Genomic DNA, 20,322 nt, shown 5'->3' on the forward strand with positions numbered 1-20,322 from the left:
GGCTCCTTTCTAAACTATTCAAGTGCAGCAGCACCACCGATGATTTCAGTGATTTCTGTAGTAATTTGAGCTTGACGAGCACGGTTATAATGCAATGACAAACTTGAAATAAGGTCGTCAGCATTATCAGTCGCACTCTTCATAGCTGTTACAGAAGCAGCATGCTCTGCTGTTTTTGCATCCATCATTGCTCCTAAAACTAAACACTCAATATATTGAGGCACAATTGCAGATAAAACTGCTTTAGGGTTTGGTTCTGTGATGTATTCAGTAGCAACTTGTTGTTCTTCAGCAGTAACATCATCAGGTTCTGTCAATGGCAATAACTTATCTGTTGTAAAGTTAGAAACCAATGAATTGACGTGATGATTATGACAAATATCAATTTCATCAAACAACTCTGCTTGATACATTTGCAAAATTGTCTTCATGATTGGAGTGATATCTTTAACTGTTGGAATATCTGGTAAACCACGGTATTCGTAAGAAACGTCAAAGCCACGTGCTTTAAAGAATTCTGTTCCAGTAGCACCTAAGGAAATAATAGTAAATTTACTCTTGTCGCCATTATATTTCTTTTGGAAAAGATCCATCATAGCTTTCAAGATATTACTGTTATATCCACCAACAAGACCACGGTCTGATGTAATAACAACATAGGCAGTCTTTTTGACTTCACGAACTTTTAGAAGACTGTTCAAACTTAGCGGATCAGTGGAATCATCAGCAATTGACAATTCTTTGAACACATCGGCCGCTGTTAAATGTCTAACAATATCTTCAACCTTTTTTGCATACAATTGATAAGCAATAGATTTCTTTTCAATACGAGAGAGTTTAGCACCAGAGACCATTTGCATGGCTCTTGTAATTTGACCGGTTTTCTTAGTAGAAGAAATTCTTCTTTTAATATCCATAAGGGACTCAGCCATTATTTAAACCTCCTGTATTAGTTTGCTTGCTTACTATCTGAATTATCAGCACTGCCTGACTTAGAAGCTAAGAAGTTCTCTGTAAATTCTTTTACAGCAGCCTTAAACTTATCCTCATCAGGTAATGTACCTTTATCTTTGATTGTTTGTAAAAGATCTGAATGATTTGCATCGAAATATTCAGAAAGTGAAGCTTCATATTCTTTAATGTTTTCAACATCGATTTTATCTAGGAATCCTCTTGTCAAAGCAAACAAAATCAAAACTTGTTTTTGAACAGGAACTGGTGAGTGTACAGGTTGTTTTAGAACTTCTTCTGTACGACGACCACGATCTAGTTTTGCCTTTGTTGCTTCATCAAGGTCAGATCCAAATTGAGCGAATGATTCCAATTCATGATATGAAGAAAGATCTAGACGCAAAGTACCAGCAACTTTCTTCATAGCCTTAATTTGGGCATCCCCACCAACACGAGAAACAGATGTACCAGCATCAATAGCTGGACGTGTACCTGAGTGGAACATATCACTACTCAAGAAAATCTGTCCATCAGTGATAGAAATAACGTTAGTTGGAATATAGGCTGACACATCACCGGCTTGTGTTTCAACGATAGGTAGAGCGGTCATTGAACCACCACCTAAATCGTCACTCAACTTAGCAGCACGTTCTAGCAAACGTGAATGCAAGTAGAAAACATCACCAGGATATGCTTCACGCCCAGGTGGTCTACGAAGCAATAGCGAAATTTCACGATAAGCATTAGCTTGCTTGCTTAAATCATCATAGACGATCAAAACATGCTTGCCGTTATACATGAAGTATTCACCCATTGCAGCACCAGCATATGGTGCAAAATATAGCATTGGGGCTGGTTGACTAGGACCAGCTTCGACAACGATTGTGTAATCCATAGCGCCATGTTTTCTCAAAGTTTCAACTTGTGCTCTGATAGTTGATTCCTTTTGTCCAATAGCGACATAGATACAAATCATGTCTTCATCTTTTTGATTTAGAATTGTATCAATAGCGATTGATGTTTTACCAGTTTTACGGTCACCAATGATCAACTCACGTTGACCACGACCAATAGGAACAAGAGAGTCAACTGATTTCAAACCTGTTTGTAAAGGTTCGAAAACTGACTTACGTTGCATAACACCGGGTGCAGGTGATTCAATAGGTCGTGTTTTGTCAGTCTTGATTTCTCCAAGACCGTCTACTGGTTGACCCAAAGAATTTACGACACGTCCAATCATTGCATCTCCGACTGGAACTTCCATGATACGACCTGTTCTCTTAACAGTATCGCCTTCACGAATTTGATCGTAATTACCTAAAATGATGATACCAACATCATCACTTTCAAGGTTTTGAGCCACACCAAAAGTACCGTCTTCGAATTCTAGCAATTCACTTGCCATAGCATTTTCAAGGCCATTAGCACGAGCAATACCATCACCGACGTATGTAACTGTACCTACTTCATCAACTGAGAGTTCATTTTTATAGTTCTTTAACTGCTCTTTGATCAGCGAACTAATCTCTTCAGTTTTGATGCTCATTCTTTTCACCTCGACTTAATTATTAACCAATAGCGTCTTCTTAATGTCATTAAATCTCTTAACAACACTACCATCGACAACTTGATCTCCTACTCGGATTATAACGCCACCGATGATAGATGGATCAACTATTTTCGTTAAATTTACTTTATTTACTGAAAATCTTTGTTGGATCACTGACTCAAGTTTCTTAGCTTGATCTTCGTCTAAGTCAATCGTAGTAGTAACTGTAGCTTCAACAATTGCATTCTTCTCATCATATTTTTCAATGAAAGCATCAGCAATTTCCACAATACAGTCCATACGATTATTATCAAAAACTAAACCTAAGAAATCTTGCATTAATTCGCCAAATTGGCTCTTCAAAGTATCCAAAACTTTAAGTTTTTCAGTGCGAGAAATAGAACGTCCTGCAAGAGCAAAGCTCAAGCTAGGATTTTCTTCATAGACTTGTTTTAAAGATTTTAAATCTTCAAGCATTTCTTCTACAGAGTTTTGTTCTGTGGCAACTTCGTAAAGTGCCTTACTATAACGCTTTCCCACTTGAATGTTACTTAGTTTCATTTACCGTCAACTCCTTAATGTAAGAGTCGATTAGTGACTTCTGATCGTCTGCATTAAGCTCCTTAGAAATAACTTTAGAAGCAATTTCCAAAGACAAGTTTGCTATGTCATTTTGTGCGCCTGCCATAGCATCTTCTCTAGCTTTAGCTGCATCAGATTTTGCTCTTTGTCTTAATTCTTCAGCTTCGCTATGAGCATCGGATACGATAGACTTCTTTTGAGTCTCACCGCTTTCCTTAGCTTTATTAACAATTTCCACTGCTTCAGCACGTGAATTCTTAAGAGCATCTTCACGTTCTTTTGCCAACTTTTCAGCACGTGTGCGTTCCTGATCCGCATAATCAAGATCACCAGTAATCTTTTCAGATCTGGCATCCATCATCTTTGTTACAGGACCCCAAGCAAAATGCTTCACTAACAGTGCTAAAACGATGAAAGAAACAAGAATGAAAAGCATGTCACCCAAAGCTACTTGATTAGCTCCGAGAACTAATAAACCTGCCAATATTCTTCACTCCTTCCTTTCTAATAAGTACATAAAACATAAAAAGGCGATTATTTTATATCGCCAAATTTTTGGTTGTATGTATTAAACGAAAAGAATAACGAACGCAATAGCAATGGCAATGATAGGAACAGCTTCGATAAGACCAACACCGATGAACATTGTTCCTCTTAACTTATCAGCTACTTCTGGTTGACGGGCCATTCCTTCAAGAGTTTTAGAAATAACAAGTCCGTTACCGATTGATGCTCCAAGAGCAGCGATACCAGCTGCAAGAGCTGCCGCAATATCCTTCATAATTTAAAATCCTCCAATAAATGTTATTCTTGTTCCAGTTTACGTGAAATATATACCATTGATAATGTGGTAAATACATACGCTTGGATGGCTCCAATAAATACAGAAAAGCCTTGCCATACCATCGCTAATGGCATAGCTGCAACAAATGTCACAGCGCCAAGACTCTTCGCAACAGTTCCAATAAGTGCAAGAAGTACTTCACCGGCAAATATATTACCGTAAAGACGTAGTGACAATGTTAGGAAGTTGGTAAATTCTTCCAGAAGGTTAATTGGTAGCAAAAACTTTACCGGTCTCGCATAATTGGATAAATAACCACCGAATCCAAATTTCTTCACTGCATAGTAGTGAGAAATCAAAAGTGAGACTGTCGCAAGTCCCATTGTGATCAAGGGATTAGACGTTGGTGACTTAACATATGTGAAACCGCCAACCTTTACTTGGAAGAATAATCCTAATTGGTTAGAGACAAAGATAAATAGGAATAATACAAACGCATAAAGATTGAATTGTTTACCTGAACCGTCTGGCATTGCCGATTTTACAATACCGTTTGTAAAATCAATCATCCATTCGAGTACATTCTGTGCTTTGCCTGGTCTCATTGTGACTTTACGAGATAATGCAAACACCAAAATGAAAACAAGGACTGCAGAGACTAGAACTGACAAGTCATTTGCAACATTGAATCTTAAGCCTAAGAATTCAACAAACTTATACTTATCATCCAATAATAACCCTCCTTTCTTCGCTTATTGAAAACAATTGATACCACAAAATAATAACACTAAATTTTATATATTCAAACAATGAAATTGTTATTTTGTCCCAAACAATCTGTCACCAGCGTCACCCAAACCAGGGAAAATATAACCACTATCTGTAATCTTATCATCGAGTGAAGCAGCATAAATATCAACATCTGGATGAGCTTCTTGAACGGCCTTAACACCTTCTGGAGCGGCAACCAATACGACTAGACGCATGTGTTTTGCACCACGTTTCTTCAAAGCCTCAATGGCCATATTAGCAGAACCACCAGTAGCAAGCATTGGATCAACGATGAATAATTCACGTTGGTCGATATCGCTAGGGAGTTTTACAAAATATTCATGTGGTTTCAAAGTCTTTTCATCACGGTACATTCCGATATGACCAACTTTAGCAGCAGGAATCAATTCAAGCACACCATCAACCATACCTAGACCGGCACGCAAGATAGGGATAACAGCTAGTTTTTTACCAGCTAAAACTTTTTGAGTTGATTTACCCATTGGTGTTTCCACAACAACATCTTTTAGTGGCAAGTCACGTGTAATTTCATAAACCATTAATTCACCAATTTCGTTGGCTACTTCACGGAATACTTTAGTCCCAGTGTGCTTGTTACGAATGATTGTAAGTTTATGTTGGATCAATGGGTGATTTAATACTGTAAATTTAGACATTTTAAGTCTCCTTAGTTTTTATAATGTGTGTTTCCGGCGGATTTATTCAAACGATTGCTGTATGCAGCACCGTGACCTTCATCTGAGAAGCCTTGAGCTAAAATATATTGAACGTGATCATTATCTAACTGACGCAAACCAGCAAATAATTCTCGTGAAGCACTGATAACATCTTTACCTAGAGAAAAAGTTTCAATATTATCTGGTACTTCTTTCAAAATTTCATCTGTAGCCATGACTCCCATCGGAACATCCTTAGCGACGTATTCAGCGATGGCTTGTTTAAAATCATTTACATCATCAACAATGATGACTTGTGCGCTTGGTGCATAGTGCTTGTACTTCATACCTGGTGCCTTAGGAACTTCATTTGCTGTAACCTTGTGGTGATCGGAGTTGACATTGTCGATTACTTTCAACAAGTCATCTGAATCGATCATTCCGGGACGTAAAACTGTTGGTATATCGACCGATAAGTCGATTACAGTTGATTCAACGCCTAATTTTGTTGGGCCATCATCCAAAATAGCTGCAATTTTACCATGCAAATCATGATAAACATGCTTAGCTAAAGTTGGACTTGGTTTACCACTCGTATTAGCGGATGGTCCCACAATTGGTTTGCCAAAAGTCTTGATAAGATTCAAAGTAGCCTTATTATTGGGCATTCTAAAGGCAGCAGTCGTTAGTCCCCCAGTGACTTCCTTGGAAAGTTTGCCAGGTTGAATTGGCATAATGATTGTCAATGGTCCTGGCCAAAATGCCTTCATCAGCTTTTCAGCCAATGGCTTGTAGCTATTGTCAGCATATTCCCAAACCATCTCTGGTCCTGAAACATGGACAATCAAGGGGTTGTCACTAGGGCGACCCTTAGCTGCATAGACATCTTTGACTACATCAGGTCTTGTTGCGTCAGCTCCTAAGCCATAAACGGTCTCAGTTGGAAAAGCCACTAATTGACCTTTAGCAAGAAAATCTGCCGCTTCTTGAATCTGTGTACTCTCTAGTATCTCAGTATCCAATACTACATCTCCTTTTTAGCTTTTAGATATCGGTAATTCCCACTTATATCTTTATGAAATTCTACAACATAATTGGGTAAATTATCACAAAAAATTTGTTTTATTGCATTTTTTTGTCGAAATCCGAATTCCATATACAAGATTCCATCATCAGAAAGATAATTATTTATCTCCTGAGTAATGTTCTCATAGAATTCTAACCCATTATCTTGACCGTATAAAGCCAAATCTGGTTCGTATTTAATAACACTGGCATCCATATCTACTTTTTCTGCTTCAGAAATGTAGGGCGGATTAGAAACGATGATATCAAATTTTTGCGGGTCAATATTATCAAACAAATCGCTCTGCCTAAAAAAGACATTATTTGTTTGATAATTGTCCGAATTAAGTTCAGCTACCTGTAAAGCATCTTCCGAAATATCGGTTGCTAAAATATCATCTTCCGGAAACTCTAATCCAAGCGTTACGGCAATGATGCCAGAGCCTGTGCCGATGTCACAAATACTCTTTTGTTTAGGACCATGCTCATCGATAATTTTTTGAACCATTTCTTCCGTATCTTGGCGCGGAATTAGTACGTTTTGATTAACAGAAAAGTTTCGATTCATAAAATATGCATAGCCTAAAATATATTGAACCGGCTCATCCATCATTAAACGGGCCAACCCATCACGAAATTTTCGCCAAATGTCATTTGGAACATAATCATTTCGATGAAGTTGTAATTGCGTATAATTGAATCCGCTTAATTCTTCCATTAAGTACTGTGCGTCCTCAGGAAATTTACCTCGGTCCTTTAACATAGAAAAAGCCCTTTTCAGGGCCTTAGAATAACTTAGCTTCTCCACTTTGAATTTGCTCCAACTTCTTGGTTTGGTCATCAACGATTAAGGCATCGATGATTTCTTCCAGATCGCCGTTCATAATGCGGTCAAGTTTATTCAATGACAAACCAATACGATGGTCTGTCACACGGTTTTGTGGATAATTATATGTTCTAATACGTTCAGAACGGTCACCTGTACCAACAGCTGACTTGCGTTGTTCATCGTATTCACTTTGATTTTGTGATTCATAGTAATCATAAACACGTGATTTCAAAATTTGCATAGCTTTTTGACGGTTTTGTTGTTGTGAACGTTGGTCTTGCATAGCAACAACGATACCTGTTGGTAAATGGGTCATACGAACAGCTGATGAAGTCTTGTTAATATGTTGACCACCGGCACCAGATGAACGATAAACATCAGTTCTGATATCCTTTGGATCAATATCAATATCAACCTCATCGTATTCAGGCATAACTGCAACTGTTGCAGTTGATGTATGAACACGCCCCTGTGATTCAGTAGCGGGGATACGTTGAACACGATGTGCCCCATTTTCATACTTCAATTTTGAATAGACACTAGTACCAGTAATCATAACGGCAACATCTTTATAGCCACCAACTTCGGTATCAGTTTCATCAATAATATCAAAACTCCAGCCTTGTTTTTCAGCATATTTACTGTACATACTCAATAAATCAGCCGCAAATAAACTAGCTTCATCACCACCGGCGGCACCACGAATTTCCATGATAATATTTTTATCATCATTAGGGTCTTTAGGTAGCATCAAAAGTGTGATGTTATGTTCAACTTCATCAAGTTCTTTCTTGGAAGTCTCCATTTCATCTTTAGCCATAGCTTGCATTTCAGCATCGTCAGTTTCACGAAGAATTTCGTCACTGTCACTGATACTTTGTTTCAATTCTTTATATCGTTTGAAAGCCGCAACAACGTCACGCATATCAGCTTCTTCTTTGGAATAAGCCATATAACGTTTGGTATCGTTGATAACTTCAGGATCACTCATAAGTTCTTGAAGCTCTTGATATCTTTCAAGCAATGTTTCTAGTTGTTCAAATATTTTATCCAACTTAACTATCCTTTCTTCTATTTATTAATCTTGATTGAGCATTGGAGGATGGTTATAGTGTCGACGGCAAACTGGGTAATACATTTCATTTCCACCAATTGCAATCTGATCACCCTCATAAACTGGTTTACCATCAGCCATACGCATATTCATTGTAGCTTTTTTGTACAGAACCAACAAATTGTCTTCATTTCTTCCAATTTATCAGCGTACAACAATAAGTATTTAGTACCTTCGAACAATTCATTTCTGAAATCATTCTTCAAGCCAAATGCCATAACAGGAATTCCTAATTCATCAACTACTTGAGTTGCTTGCAAAACTTGATCCTTAGTCATGAATTCACATTCATCAATTAAGACACAAGCAGTATTGGGATCCTTTGATTTAACAATGTCAAAAACATTTGAGTCATCTTTCAAAACGATTGCATCACGAGTTAAACCCATCCGACTTCTTATTTTCCCAGCACCGGAACGAGTATCTAAAATGCTAGTCATTAAAATGACTGACTTGCCTTGTTCTTCATAATTATGTGCCACTTTCAAAATCTCGATAGATTTTCCGCTATTCATAGCACCATACTTAAAAAATAATTGAGCCAAAATTCCGCCTCCAAAAATATGTCCTACAAGATTATAACGAAAAAACACCTGCTTGAACACATTAGGTTGAAAGATATTTTAGATGCCGCCTCCAGGAGCAAGAAAATTAGGTCGCTGTGGGGACCGGTTGGAGCCAAGGTCTCCAACCTCGACTTTGAACCTCGCAAAATACGCGAGTTTCAAAGTTCGTCCCGTGGTGTAAGTGCTAAAGCACTAACACCACCTTCACTGCGATCTAATTTTCTTGCTCCTTCCGGCTAATTGGTCCGTTTTTTTGAAATTATAAATAGGCTCTAGTACTTATCTTAATAAATTCAAAAAATGATATATTCTAAAAAATATTTCTATCCATCAATGATTTTCAGCGAGGCAAATTTCTTATCTAATAATAATTGCTGCATAACTCAATACCCTAGTCGGAGTAGCTGAGAAAAATAAACCAGCAGTGAAAGTGGCGTTAGTTCGAGTGCCCTTCTCGGACTTACACCACCGGACGTGTTTGGAGACTTGCCGAATTTGCAAGGCTTCAAACCGAGAGACGAGACCTTGGCTCGGCTCGATCCGCACTGCTGGTTTATTTTTCTCAGCTCTGGAGACGGCATTTTACCCAAACATTAACCATTTTCAAACAAAATAGGCCTTAGGTGTGATAATATTAATTTTAATTAATTTAAATTTGGGGTTTTAGTAATGACATTTAAATCAGGAATTGCAACATTTACAGGTAAAACATCTTACTTTATTTTAAGTAAATTTTTCAACGGTGGTTCTTCATACCCCGGTAAAATTGCTTACAAAATCGATCCAGACATTCTCAAAAGTCTTGGTAAAGATTACGACTTAATCGTTGTTACTGGTACTAATGGTAAAACTTTAACGACATCTTTGATCAATAAGATGTTAGTTCAAAAATTCGACGATGTTCTAACTAATCCAACTGGTTCTAACATGATTCAAGGAATTGTTACTAGTTTTGTGACTCATCACAAGAAAAGTAAGCGTCCTCTAGCTGTTTTGGAAGTTGATGAAGCTAATGTTCCTATCATTTGTAGCTACATCAAGCCAAAATACTTTGTTTTAACAAATATCTTCCGTGATCAAATGGATCGTTATGGTGAAATTTATACAACTTATCAAAAAATTCTTGATGGAATCAAAATGGCACCTGACGCTACAATCATTGCTAACGGCGACGCTGCTATCTTCGCTTCCAAAGACTTACCTAACAAAGTCGTTTCTTACGGTTTTTCCGATAAAGGTCACGAAAAAGAAGATTTCAAAGCTCCTACTAATACTGACGGTGTTCTTTGTCCTAAGTGTAACCACATTTTGCACTACCATATGATTTCTTACGCTAACTTGGGTAGCTATTTCTGTCCTAACTGTGGTTTCAAGCGCAGTGAACTCAAATATCAAGTCACTAATATTTCAACTTTGCTACCTAACAAAACAGAATTTGAAATCGATGGCAATAAATTTACCATGAATATTGGTGGCAAATATAACATTTACAACGCTCTAGCTGCCTATGCAATTGCTTCTGAAATGGGTATCAGCGTTGAACAAATGCAAAAAGCTTTTGCCTATGATGAAAAAGTCTTTGGTCGTCAAGAAACCATCAACGTTGATGGAAAAGACGTTAACATTATCTTAGTCAAGAACCCGGTTGGTTTGAATCAAGTCATCGAGACGGTCTTGAGTGATAAGGATCCGTACTCACTAGCCTTCTTGCTGAATGCTAATTATGCTGACGGAATTGATACTAGTTGGATCTGGGACGCCAATTTTGAAGACTTCGATTACAGCAAGTTACCATTAGTTATTACAGGTGGTAAACGTGTCAAAGATGTCACATATCGTTTCAAGATTGCCGGTCTTGATATGAAAAAGAATATTGAAACAGTCGAAATTGATGATTTTGTTAAAGAAATTCCCAAGGTTCCAACCGAAAAAATTTACGTTTTAGCTACATATACAGCGATGTTAGGCTTACGTAAAGCTTTGATGGAAAAAGGATATATTAAACAAAAATAGAAAATGGGATAAGTCATATTCCGTTTTTCAATAATTACTATAATGGCTCCAGCAATCCAAAAGCGGATTACTGGAGCCATTTTTGTTTTAAACTAAATTTTCTGAAATCAATTTACCGTGATTATAATAAATATCATCATCAGGGCCAATCTCTCTTAATACTTTTGCGGGCGTACCGATTGCCAAAACATTAGAAGGAATATCCTTTGTTACTACTGAGCCGGCACCAACAACTGAATTATCTCCAATATGTACACCTGGCAAAACTGTAACATTAGCCGCTAACCACACATTTTTGCCAATGTACACTGGCTGATTACAACCATATCCTTCTGATCTTAATTTAGGGGAAATCGGATGCGACGCGGAAATAATCGTAACATTAGGGGCAATCATAGTTTTCTCACCAATATAAATATTTGCATCGTCAATCAAAGTACAATTAAAATTTATATACACATTCTTCCCCAAATAGACATGCTTTCCTCCCCACATGGCATGATAAGGTGCTTGAATGTAAGTGTCTTCCCCTACTTCAGCAAAATTCTTTTTTAAAATCATTTTTTTCTTCTGAAGACCTTCAGATGTATAACCAGCGGCATTATAATCCTCCATATTTTGAAGGTACTCATTATAATTCCCCTCTCCATCCGATACCTGACCAACTTTATACAACTTTCCCGAATTCAATATATCTTCACTATTCATAATCTACCCTCCAATTAAAATATCATTAAGCATTACTTACTTTCGTTCAAAAAAGAATTCAAAATAGTTTCTCGCCGTTCCAAAAATAACTGATTATTTTGAATTGGGTGAACTCGATTTGTCATGACGACCATGGCCGTTTGTTGTTGATAATCAACCGCAATAAATTCACCAGTATAGCCCGTATGGAACAAAACATGACCAGAACCATCGGGTTTTACATCCCATCCCAATGACCGACCAGGATTTAAAGTTGTAAAGTTATGATACAAAAATTTCTTGTCCTTTTTCAACATATCTTGAGCAAACTGCATGACATCATCCAAAGTAGCAAACATCCCTGCTGATCCACAATGCTTTCCCAGTTGACGCGCCTTAGGGTCGTTTGCAATCCCTTGCAACATTTTCCCATCAACGACGTATGTTGGTACACAACGATTAGGGTCTGGGTCAAAAGTAGCATCTTTTAAACCTTCAGGCTCAATAATATATTTCATAATCGCATCCTGAACCGGCATGTGATAAAACTGTTCAATTATCAGCCCTAAGAATATTAATCCAGTATCAGTATAGACGACCTTTTTATTAAACGTATCAGTCACAGGTAATTTTAATAACGCTTGAATCAATTCATCGCTATTAAGAGAGTCCCGATTTGGAATATAACCATGAATCCCAGATGTATGGGTTAGCAAATGAAACAACTCTACTCGTTTATCAGAAAATTTTGGCAAATACTTCTTAACCGGATCATGTAAATTAATTAATTTTTCATCTAACATTTTTAAAATCAACGGAACTGTCCCCATGACCTTAGTTAATGAGGCTAAATCGTGCAATTCATCACCTTTAAGCGGTTTTATTTCCGGAACCCATTCCCTACTACCAAAAGTGAATTTTTCCGTCTGAGCCGAGCTTATAAAGCCAAAACTGGCTCCTGGAACGATTCTTCTATTAACCAAATCAATAATTTGTGCTTTAGTCTCTTCAAAATTTGCCATATTACTTTTCCCCTTCATAATTTTAAAATAAGTTTTATTTATAAACGTTACGCGTGATGCAAGTTAATTTTTTGACGATGAATTTAGAATTGTTTTTTAATCAAATATGTCGTCTCCAGATTCGGACAGTGGTCACTGACAGTGCGGAACGGCCCGAGTCACGGTCTCGGACCTCGGTTTAAGCCTTGCAAGTTCGGCAAGTCTTAAACGCGCCCGGTGTTGTAAGAACGACAAAAGCGGTCGTCCTAACAACACTTTCACTGCCAATAACCACTGTCCGAATCTTCCGACTAGTTCTTTATTAACTCAAGAATGGCTTGACGTCTCAAACATTTTTCATGACTTTTATTACTGCCTTGATAGTATTCTGGAACAACCATATCCTTAAAAAATTTATCCGTAGCAGAATAATTTTTATAAGACTACTTTGAAGACACACCCTAGCCGGAAAGAGTAAGAAATTTAGGTCGCTGTGAAGGTGGTGTTAGTGCTTTAGCACTTACACCACGGGACGAGTTTTGAAACTCGCGGTCTGTGCGAGGTTCAAAATCGAGATTCGAGACCGCTCCTCGGCTCGAATCGGTCCCCATAGCGACCAAAATTACTTACTCTTGGAGGCGGCATGTCACCATTAACACAGCATTTTAACTCAAAAAAAGAACGTGCCAACCGACACGTTCCAATTATATATCTATCCATTTTACAAAGCGACGTTTCCGGCAAATTGTGAATTGTAAAGATCAGCATAGAAGCCGTTCTTAGCCATCAATTCTTCGTGGTTACCTGTTTCAACGATTGAACCATGATTCATAACAATAATCTTGTCAGCATCTTGGATTGTTGAAAGTCTGTGAGCAACAACGAAACTTGTCCGATTCTTCAATAAACGTTCCATCGCATGTTGAATATGTAATTCAGTTCTTGTATCAACAGATGAAGTAGCTTCATCAAGAATCAAGATTTCTGGGTCAGCTACGAAGGCACGAGCAATTGTAATCAACTGTCTTTGTCCTTGAGAAATATTTGAAGCTTCCTCATTCAAGACTGTGTCATAACCCTTAGGTAATTGACGCACAAAGTTATCAACGTGGGCCGCCTTAGCAGCTTCGACAATCTCTTCTTTAGTAGCATCTTCTCGACTATACTTCAAGTTATCATAAATTGAACCAGTGAATAGCCAAGTATCTTGAAGTACCATTGCATAATGGCTTCTGACTTCTTCACGGGTCATATTACGAATATCTTTTCCACCTAACTTGATGGAACCACCATTAACGTCATAGAAACGTTCCAGCAAGTTGATGATAGTTGTCTTACCAGCACCAGTAGGTCCAACAATGGCGACCATCTCACCTGGTTTAACACTTAAATTGTAGTCTTCAAGTAAGGTTGGACGTCCTTCATAACCAAACTTAACGTGATCAAGTGTAACTTTATCATCACTTTCAACATCAGGCACATCAACTTTGTCATTTTCCATTTCAGGTTCGTCCAAAATTTCAAAGACACGTTCAGCTGAAGCAACTGTTGCTTGAATAGTATTTGTTAAGTTAGCTAGTTGAGCAATTGGTTGTGAGAACTGGTTCATATATTGTAAGAATGCTTGAATATCACCCAAAGCAATATGACCATTAGCAACTTGAATACCACCGTACATGGCAACGAAAACATAACCTAAGTTATTAACAAAAATCATCAATGGCATAACGATACCAGAGATCAATTGTGCCTTCCATGAAGCCTTGTATAGCTTAGCATTTTCCTTTTCAAATTCATCAATTGATTCTTGCTCATGGTTAAAACTTTTAACAACAACATGACCAGAATAATTTTCTTCAACTTGATTATTCAACAAACCAAGTGAAGCTTGTTGACGTTTGAAAAACTTTTGTGACTGTGGAGCAATGATACCAACAACGATTAAACTCAACGGCACAGTTGCTAAAGCAATCAAGGTCATTTTCCAACTAATTGTGAACATCATCCAAATAACACCGACAAATGTCACCGTACTAGTTACAAATTGAGTCAAACTTTGTTGCAATGTTCCGGCAATATTATCCATATCATTGATAGCACGTGACATGATATCACCGTTTGAATGTGAATCGTAATAACTGATTGGTAGTCTTTGCATCTTTGACTTCAAATCACGTCTTAGTTTATAAACCGTTCTTTGTGAGATTCTCGTCATCACAAACTGTTGAATAAAACTAAAGGCGGCTGAAGCTAAGTACATCAAAATAACAATCATAATAATATGTTCGATCTTGGTGAAATTAATTGGTAAGCCGTTGATCTTTAAACCAGCTTTTTGTTGGGCAATACCCGTCATCAAACCTTTATAAATTTCGGTTGTTGCTTCACCCAAAATCTTTGGAGTCTTAATTTGGAAAACCGCGGAAGCAATCGCCAAGGCCAAAACGACGATTAAACCAACGATATAAGTCGACATGTATTTAGCCAAACGACCAGTTGTCTTCCAAAAGTTCTTTGGTTTCACCACAACTGCTGGACCATGACTACCAGGACCATGTCCAACTGAAGGTGAAGATTGAGGTTTTTTCTCAGCCATTACTTACCCTCCTTTAATTGTGACTCGATAATTTCTTGATAAGTCTTATTATTTTCTTTTAGTTCTTGATGAGTACCAAGACCAACCATCTTACCGTCATCAAGGACGACAATTTGGTCGGCATCAGCAACTGTGGAGATACGTTGTCCAACAATAACAACAACTCCCTGACTGATTTTGGCATCATTCTTCAAGGCCGTTCTTAAGTTAAGGTCAGTCTTGAAATCAAGTGCTGAGAAGGAATCGTCAAAGACATAAATTGAAGCGTCCTTGACCAAAGCTCTAGCAATTGCCAAACGTTGCTTTTGACCACCAGAGAAGTTGTCACCAGCTTGTTCAACTTCACCATCAAGTTGTCCATCTAGTTCTTTAACAAAATCAGCCGCTTGAGCAATTTCCAATGCATGCCAAATCTCATCATCAGTCGCATCGTCTTTACCGTAGGCCATATTTTCACGAATTGTTCCCTTAAAGAGAAAGGCTTTTTGTGGCACCATTGAAACGATACTGTTAATATCTTCAGTACTCAATGCTTTAACATCAGTACCATTAACACTAACGACACCAGTTTCCGCATCATAGAATCTTGGAATCAAGTTGATCAATGAACTCTTACCAGATCCAGTACCACCGATAATGGCCAAGGTTTGACCCTTAGTAACTTTAAAGTTCAAGTTAGCTAAAGCTAAATTCTCAGCACCATGATATCTAAAGTTCACATCATTAAAACTCAATGATGCTTCATCCCCTACCTTGGCAGGTTTAGCAACAACATCAAGCTTACTTTCAGTTTCAAAAACTTCTTGAATACGAGCTGCTGAAGCTGAAGCACGGGGCACGAACACGAAGACCATTGATAGAATCATGAAACTCATCAAAATTTGCATAGCATAAGTCATGAAAGCAATCATATTACCAATTTCCATTGATTGGTTGGCAATATAATGAGCACCTAACCAAGTAATACCAACATTAGTACCACTCATAACCAAAGTTACGACTGGGAACATTACAGCAACAATCGTAAATACCTTGACCGCATTGTTTGTGTAGTCAGCATTGGCATCCTTGAATCGGTCTTGTTCGAACTTATCTTGTCTGAAAGCCCGAATAACACGCACACCAGTTAATCCTTCACGGAAAACTAAGTTTAAACGATCGGTTTTCTTTTGCATTGCTTTAAACAAAGGCACAGCAAAATACATTACCAGTCCTACAACTACAATCAATACAGGAATCGAAATCAAGAAGATTTTCGTCATTTCAGCATTCTTTTGATAAGCCATAAAACTAGCACCAATCAACATAATTGGCGCCATGATCATCATACGTAACATCATGATCATAACGTTTTGAATTTGAACCACATCATTAGTCGTTCTAGTAGTAAGTGATGAAGTTTCAAATTTATCAAATTCATCATGTGTAAAGTTTAATATTTTTTTAAACAAATCAGATCTTAACTTTTGTCCCAAGCCCTGTGAAGCTTGAGAAGCCATCAAAACATTTCCAAAAGCGGCGATAACTGTAATAAGCGATACAATAACCATCTTTATTCCAGCTTGTACGATATAATTAGTATCACCAGTGATAACACCTTTGTTAACAATGTCAGATGTAATATTAGGTATATATAACGTTGCAACGACTTGAAAGACCATAAAAATGACCGCACCAAGAACTTGCCAGTTATTGATTCTACCTCGAGCAATCTTAAACATTTATTCACTCCCTTTAAAACTTTTCATAGCATTATAGTATTAAAACACTTATTATCAAAAAATTCTAATAATTATCTCAAATAAGGTGGTATTTTCATGAAGAATATAAAAAATACTTATCATCCCATCAAAGTTATACTTCTTATTATATCCTTTTTAGGATTATTTATACTGGAACAATTGCCATTAAGTATATTAACGTTATCAAAAAAACAATTAGGAACAAAATATTCCTCTTATTTAAATTACGCGCCAATTGCTACTATTGTATTACTAATCATTGCAGCAATCATAATTATTTTAGTTTTTAAACGTGCCCAAAAATTTCCAACACAAAAATTCACTAAAAGCACTTGGCTCGTCATCGCCATAGGTTCAATTTTGACATTGCTAATCAACGTTGCTACTGTCCCATTTATGCGAAATACCAATGATAACGTTGAAGCTTTAAAACTAGTTGCTAGTAATAATATAGTCATTTTAATCATTTTTACCATCTTTGTGGCACCAATATTGGAAGAAATTATTTTCCGAGGCATATTTATGAATTGGTTTTTCGTAAACCGACCATTTTTATCAATTCTTTTTAGTGGTCTATTATTCGGCTACGTTCACGCCCCATTTGCTGCCGACACAGACTGGATCTATGCTTTATCGAAAATATTATTAGGAATCGTCTTAGCAGGCGTATACTATAGAACGAAAAATATCAAAGCCGATATTACCGTCCATTTTCTAAATAATTTTTTAGCCATTTTAAGTGGTGCACTTATGTCAGGAGTAATTTTATTTTGAGAAATAATCAAAAAAAGTTCAATGAAGTTTATCAGGATTTATTACGACGCATCGTCATGTTTGGAGTCTTGTCGATGTTATTAATCGCTAGCGCCCGCATTACTGGTTGGATCATTATGGAATACGCAGGATTTGCTAGTGCCGTTTATACAATTGTTCTAATCGGCATGTTGATTTATGTTTTCATAATCAAAACAAAGGATGCTAAAAAATAATTAATAATAATAACAACATTCGTATTGACAGAAAGACCTGTTTACAGTTAAAATTATGAGTGTTGTTTTAATTGCCCGTTGGTCAAATGGTTAAGACGCCACCCTCTCAAGGTGGAGTTGAGAGTTCGATTCTCTCACGGGTGATAATGAGTTAACTTATATAGAAAAAAAGCTGTGGGCCTAGAGTCTACAGCTTTTTTTTATTATTTTTGAAGGCTAAAATACTCTAACCATTATTGATACAAAAATAGTCAGAAAACGATATATTTAACTTTAAATATTATTCATGTTTATGATGGCTCAAAAACCAAGCTGGAATAACCGCCAAAATAGTTACAATTACCGTTACACCAAATGCTCCCTGATAAGCAGAATTAAGTCGCTCTGGTGTAATCATCTGACCATTTAACTGCGTTTGAATCCAAGTTGCTAACAATGCTGTTCCGAAAGCTCCACCAATATTTTGCAACATTCTTGAAGCAGTTGTTGCTTCTGATACCAATTCTGCTGGCACTCCTGAATAAGCATCGGACATGATTGGAATCGTCATACCACCTTGCGCAATACCTCGAACAAATAAGGTCAACAGAATAATCCAAGTAGCCGTCTTAGCGTTAAAAAAGGCAAATGGCAACGTACCGATCACTGCAATTAAGATAGAAACTAGTACGACCCAACGAGCACCGATTCGATCAGTCAATTTGCCGATTTGACTACGAGCGATTAACAAACCAACACCTTGGGCGATTAGATAAACACCTGACATCACAACACTTAAACCACGAATGTTTTGTAAATAAAGTGGCAAGATAAACATGGCACCATTAACTGTTAATCCAGACATCAATAATAAAATACTCGATGCCGTAAAGCTTGGAAATCTAAACAATTTCAGACTAACCAAGGCTTTTTGGGGAAATAATTTTGCGTAAACCACGTATCCAATTAATAAAGCGATTCCTAGTAACACGGGACCAAAAACATTGAAGTTAGTAAACTTACCGGTGGTACTTAATTTAGTAATACCTAGAATCAAACTGGTGAACATCCCACCCAATAATAACAAGCTGATCCAATCAAAAGTCTTCTTACCACCAAGCGGTTTGAATTCTGGCATCATAAAATATAACAATCCTAATGAAGCTAAAACAACTGGAATATTAACGTAGAAAATCCAATGCCAATTTAACGATTTAATAATGAAACCACCAAACGTTGGGCCAAGAATTGGTGCTAGAACGGCTGGCAATCCAACAATTGCCATAATACTACCCAATCCTTGTGGACCAGTTGCACGCACTACCAATGTTGTAATTATAGAAATAATGACACCAGCGCCGGCACCTTGAATAATTCGGCCTACGATTAACATATTAATATCAGTAGAAATTTCCGAAACAATTGAGCCTATTAAAAAGACTAATAATGCGGTCAGATAAATTTTCTTCCCACTGAAATGGTCGACCAACCAACCTGCCACCGGTACAGCGATTCCTAATGCTAAAATATAACTAGTCGTGACCCATTGCACCATATTGACTGAACTGTGAAGTTCTTTCATGATAGTATTAATGGCAACATTTGTCATTGTCGTATCAAGCATCGGAGCAATAGCACCCAAAACTAAAATTATGGCTATTTTAACAACCGATGAATGGGTTTTTGATACTGTTTGCGTATTATTTGAAAATTGCATTTCACTTACCTCAATACTTTTTTTATCAAATAAGATACTGCGGTTTCTTATTTGATAAATCGAATAGTATACCCTAGTATCTTAAAATGCAAGTAAAGGAGTGTTTATTTTGTCAAAATTTGATTCAAATGGTCAAAAACGCCGCCGCGGCGCTGATTTGGAAAATGCTGTTTTAAAAGCCGCTTGGGAACTACTCCAAGAAGTTGGCTACCAAGATTTCACAATGGCTGAAGTTGCCCATCGTGCTAATGCAGCTAAACCGGTCTTATACCGCCGCTGGCCTGAGAAATCTAGCTTGGCCGCTCATGCTATCCTCAAATTTGGCCCTAAACTAGATTTCACAATTCCCAATACAGGATCATTAAGACAAGATCTAGTCGACTTTTTCAGCCAATTAATTAAAATCTTTGACATGTTTGGAACTGACAAACTAAAGGGATTAGTGACTGATCGCTTAAAATCAATTCCAATGGAGAAACTTTTTTCTGCTCCTAATTCAAAAAATGAACTACAAACAGCCGTTGAACAAATTTTGAGACAAGCTGAAAATCGTCATGAATTATCATTCGATAAACTTTCACCAAGAGTTCTTCACCTACCAAGCGTAATCTTCGTTAATGAAGTGGTCAGCCAAGAAGTTGTAACGCAACAAGTTATTATCGAAATCGTGGACGATATTTTAATGCCAGTCTTTACAGCAAAGCATTGAA

19 protein-coding genes, 1 tRNA gene and 1 pseudogene are annotated in these 20,322 nt (G+C 37.3%); 5 read left to right on the top strand and 16 right to left on the bottom strand.

The window, feature by feature from the left end; all coding sequences use genetic code 11:
• Positions 1-14 precede the first annotated feature (14 nt).
• From D1B17_RS07890 to D1B17_RS07940, 11 genes and pseudogenes are all read right to left on the bottom strand, one after another.
• The gene (locus tag D1B17_RS07890) at positions 15-932 is read right to left on the bottom strand and encodes a F0F1 ATP synthase subunit gamma (RefSeq protein WP_120142209.1); all 918 of its coding nucleotides are present in this window, start codon (positions 930-932) and stop codon (positions 15-17) included.
• Positions 933-949: 17 nt separating this feature from the next.
• On the bottom strand, positions 950-2,497 hold the full coding sequence (atpA, locus tag D1B17_RS07895) for a F0F1 ATP synthase subunit alpha (protein ID WP_120142208.1): 1,548 nt from the start codon (positions 2,495-2,497) through the stop codon (positions 950-952).
• Between the two features lie 15 nt (positions 2,498-2,512).
• Positions 2,513-3,061: an ATP synthase F1 subunit delta gene (gene atpH / locus D1B17_RS07900; protein ID WP_120142207.1), complete on the bottom strand. Its 549-nt coding sequence runs from the start codon at positions 3,059-3,061 to the stop codon at positions 2,513-2,515.
• Positions 3,048-3,569: a F0F1 ATP synthase subunit B gene (gene atpF / locus D1B17_RS07905; RefSeq protein ID WP_420022532.1), complete on the bottom strand. Its 522-nt coding sequence runs from the start codon at positions 3,567-3,569 to the stop codon at positions 3,048-3,050. The genes atpH and atpF overlap by 14 nt, the downstream gene beginning before the upstream one ends.
• Before the next feature lie 81 nt (positions 3,570-3,650).
• Positions 3,651-3,863 carry a F0F1 ATP synthase subunit C gene (gene atpE / locus D1B17_RS07910; protein WP_010020175.1) on the bottom strand — a complete coding sequence of 71 codons (213 nt, stop codon included), beginning with the start codon at positions 3,861-3,863 and terminating at the stop codon, positions 3,651-3,653.
• A gap of 23 nt (positions 3,864-3,886) precedes the next feature.
• Positions 3,887-4,597 (bottom strand): F0F1 ATP synthase subunit A, encoded by a 711-nt coding sequence (atpB, locus tag D1B17_RS07915; RefSeq protein WP_120142206.1) that lies wholly within the window; start codon positions 4,595-4,597, stop codon positions 3,887-3,889.
• An 87-nt stretch (positions 4,598-4,684) separates the two neighbouring features.
• Positions 4,685-5,314 (bottom strand): uracil phosphoribosyltransferase, encoded by a 630-nt coding sequence (gene upp / locus D1B17_RS07920; RefSeq protein ID WP_120142205.1) that lies wholly within the window; start codon positions 5,312-5,314, stop codon positions 4,685-4,687.
• Positions 5,315-5,325: 11 nt separating this feature from the next.
• A complete protein-coding gene (locus tag D1B17_RS07925; RefSeq protein WP_120142204.1) occupies positions 5,326-6,336 on the bottom strand; it encodes an L-threonylcarbamoyladenylate synthase in 1,011 nt (336 codons plus the stop codon).
• Between the two features lie 2 nt (positions 6,337-6,338).
• Positions 6,339-7,220, bottom strand: coding sequence for a peptide chain release factor N(5)-glutamine methyltransferase (gene prmC / locus D1B17_RS07930; RefSeq protein WP_120142203.1), 882 nt, complete (start codon positions 7,218-7,220; stop codon positions 6,339-6,341).
• A complete protein-coding gene (prfA, locus tag D1B17_RS07935) occupies positions 7,165-8,262 on the bottom strand; it encodes a peptide chain release factor 1 (RefSeq protein WP_120142202.1) in 1,098 nt (365 codons plus the stop codon). Before prfA ends, prmC begins: the two co-directional genes overlap by 56 nt.
• A gap of 24 nt (positions 8,263-8,286) precedes the next feature.
• Positions 8,287-8,867: pseudogene (locus D1B17_RS07940) on the bottom strand (thymidine kinase).
• A gap of 690 nt (positions 8,868-9,557) precedes the next feature.
• On the opposite strand from D1B17_RS07940, the gene D1B17_RS07945 reads away from it, so the two are divergent.
• A complete protein-coding gene (locus tag D1B17_RS07945) occupies positions 9,558-10,901 on the top strand; it encodes a Mur ligase family protein (RefSeq protein WP_120142201.1) in 1,344 nt (447 codons plus the stop codon).
• A gap of 87 nt (positions 10,902-10,988) precedes the next feature.
• Here the strand turns inward: D1B17_RS07945 and D1B17_RS07950 are convergent, their stop codons facing one another.
• From D1B17_RS07950 to D1B17_RS07965, 4 genes are all read right to left on the bottom strand, one after another.
• Positions 10,989-11,609, bottom strand: coding sequence for a sugar O-acetyltransferase (locus D1B17_RS07950; RefSeq protein ID WP_120142200.1), 621 nt, complete (start codon positions 11,607-11,609; stop codon positions 10,989-10,991).
• A gap of 32 nt (positions 11,610-11,641) precedes the next feature.
• Positions 11,642-12,610, bottom strand: a complete 969-nt coding sequence (locus tag D1B17_RS07955) for a serine hydrolase domain-containing protein (RefSeq protein ID WP_120142199.1) — start codon at positions 12,608-12,610, stop codon at positions 11,642-11,644.
• Between the two features lie 700 nt (positions 12,611-13,310).
• On the bottom strand, positions 13,311-15,185 hold the full coding sequence (locus tag D1B17_RS07960; protein WP_120142198.1) for an ABC transporter ATP-binding protein: 1,875 nt from the start codon (positions 15,183-15,185) through the stop codon (positions 13,311-13,313).
• Positions 15,185-16,906, bottom strand: coding sequence for an ABC transporter ATP-binding protein (locus tag D1B17_RS07965; RefSeq protein ID WP_120142197.1), 1,722 nt, complete (start codon positions 16,904-16,906; stop codon positions 15,185-15,187). The genes D1B17_RS07960 and D1B17_RS07965 overlap by 1 nt, the downstream gene beginning before the upstream one ends.
• Before the next feature lie 96 nt (positions 16,907-17,002).
• Here D1B17_RS07965 and D1B17_RS07970 point away from each other — a divergent pair, with 96 nt between their 5' ends.
• The 3 genes from D1B17_RS07970 to D1B17_RS07980 all read left to right on the top strand — a co-directional run bounded on the left by D1B17_RS07970 (position 17,003) and on the right by D1B17_RS07980 (position 18,060).
• Positions 17,003-17,701, top strand: coding sequence for a CPBP family intramembrane glutamic endopeptidase (locus tag D1B17_RS07970; RefSeq protein ID WP_120142196.1), 699 nt, complete (start codon positions 17,003-17,005; stop codon positions 17,699-17,701).
• A complete protein-coding gene (locus D1B17_RS07975; protein ID WP_120142195.1) occupies positions 17,698-17,916 on the top strand; it encodes a hypothetical protein in 219 nt (72 codons plus the stop codon). The genes D1B17_RS07970 and D1B17_RS07975 overlap by 4 nt, the downstream gene beginning before the upstream one ends.
• A gap of 72 nt (positions 17,917-17,988) precedes the next feature.
• Positions 17,989-18,060: transfer RNA gene (locus D1B17_RS07980), tRNA-Glu, on the top strand.
• 136 nt (positions 18,061-18,196) lie between these two features.
• Here the strand turns inward: D1B17_RS07980 and D1B17_RS07985 are convergent.
• Positions 18,197-19,612, bottom strand: a complete 1,416-nt coding sequence (locus D1B17_RS07985) for an MDR family MFS transporter (protein WP_120142194.1) — start codon at positions 19,610-19,612, stop codon at positions 18,197-18,199.
• Between the two features lie 109 nt (positions 19,613-19,721).
• Here D1B17_RS07985 and D1B17_RS07990 point away from each other — a divergent pair, with 109 nt between their 5' ends.
• Entirely contained in the window at positions 19,722-20,321 is a 600-nt protein-coding gene (locus D1B17_RS07990; protein WP_166806647.1) for a TetR/AcrR family transcriptional regulator, read from the top strand.
• The last annotated feature ends 1 nt before the right edge of the window (position 20,322 follow it).

It is taken from the genome of Companilactobacillus zhachilii, assembly GCF_003606365.2.
Taxonomy (GTDB): domain Bacteria; phylum Bacillota; class Bacilli; order Lactobacillales; family Lactobacillaceae; genus Companilactobacillus; species Companilactobacillus zhachilii.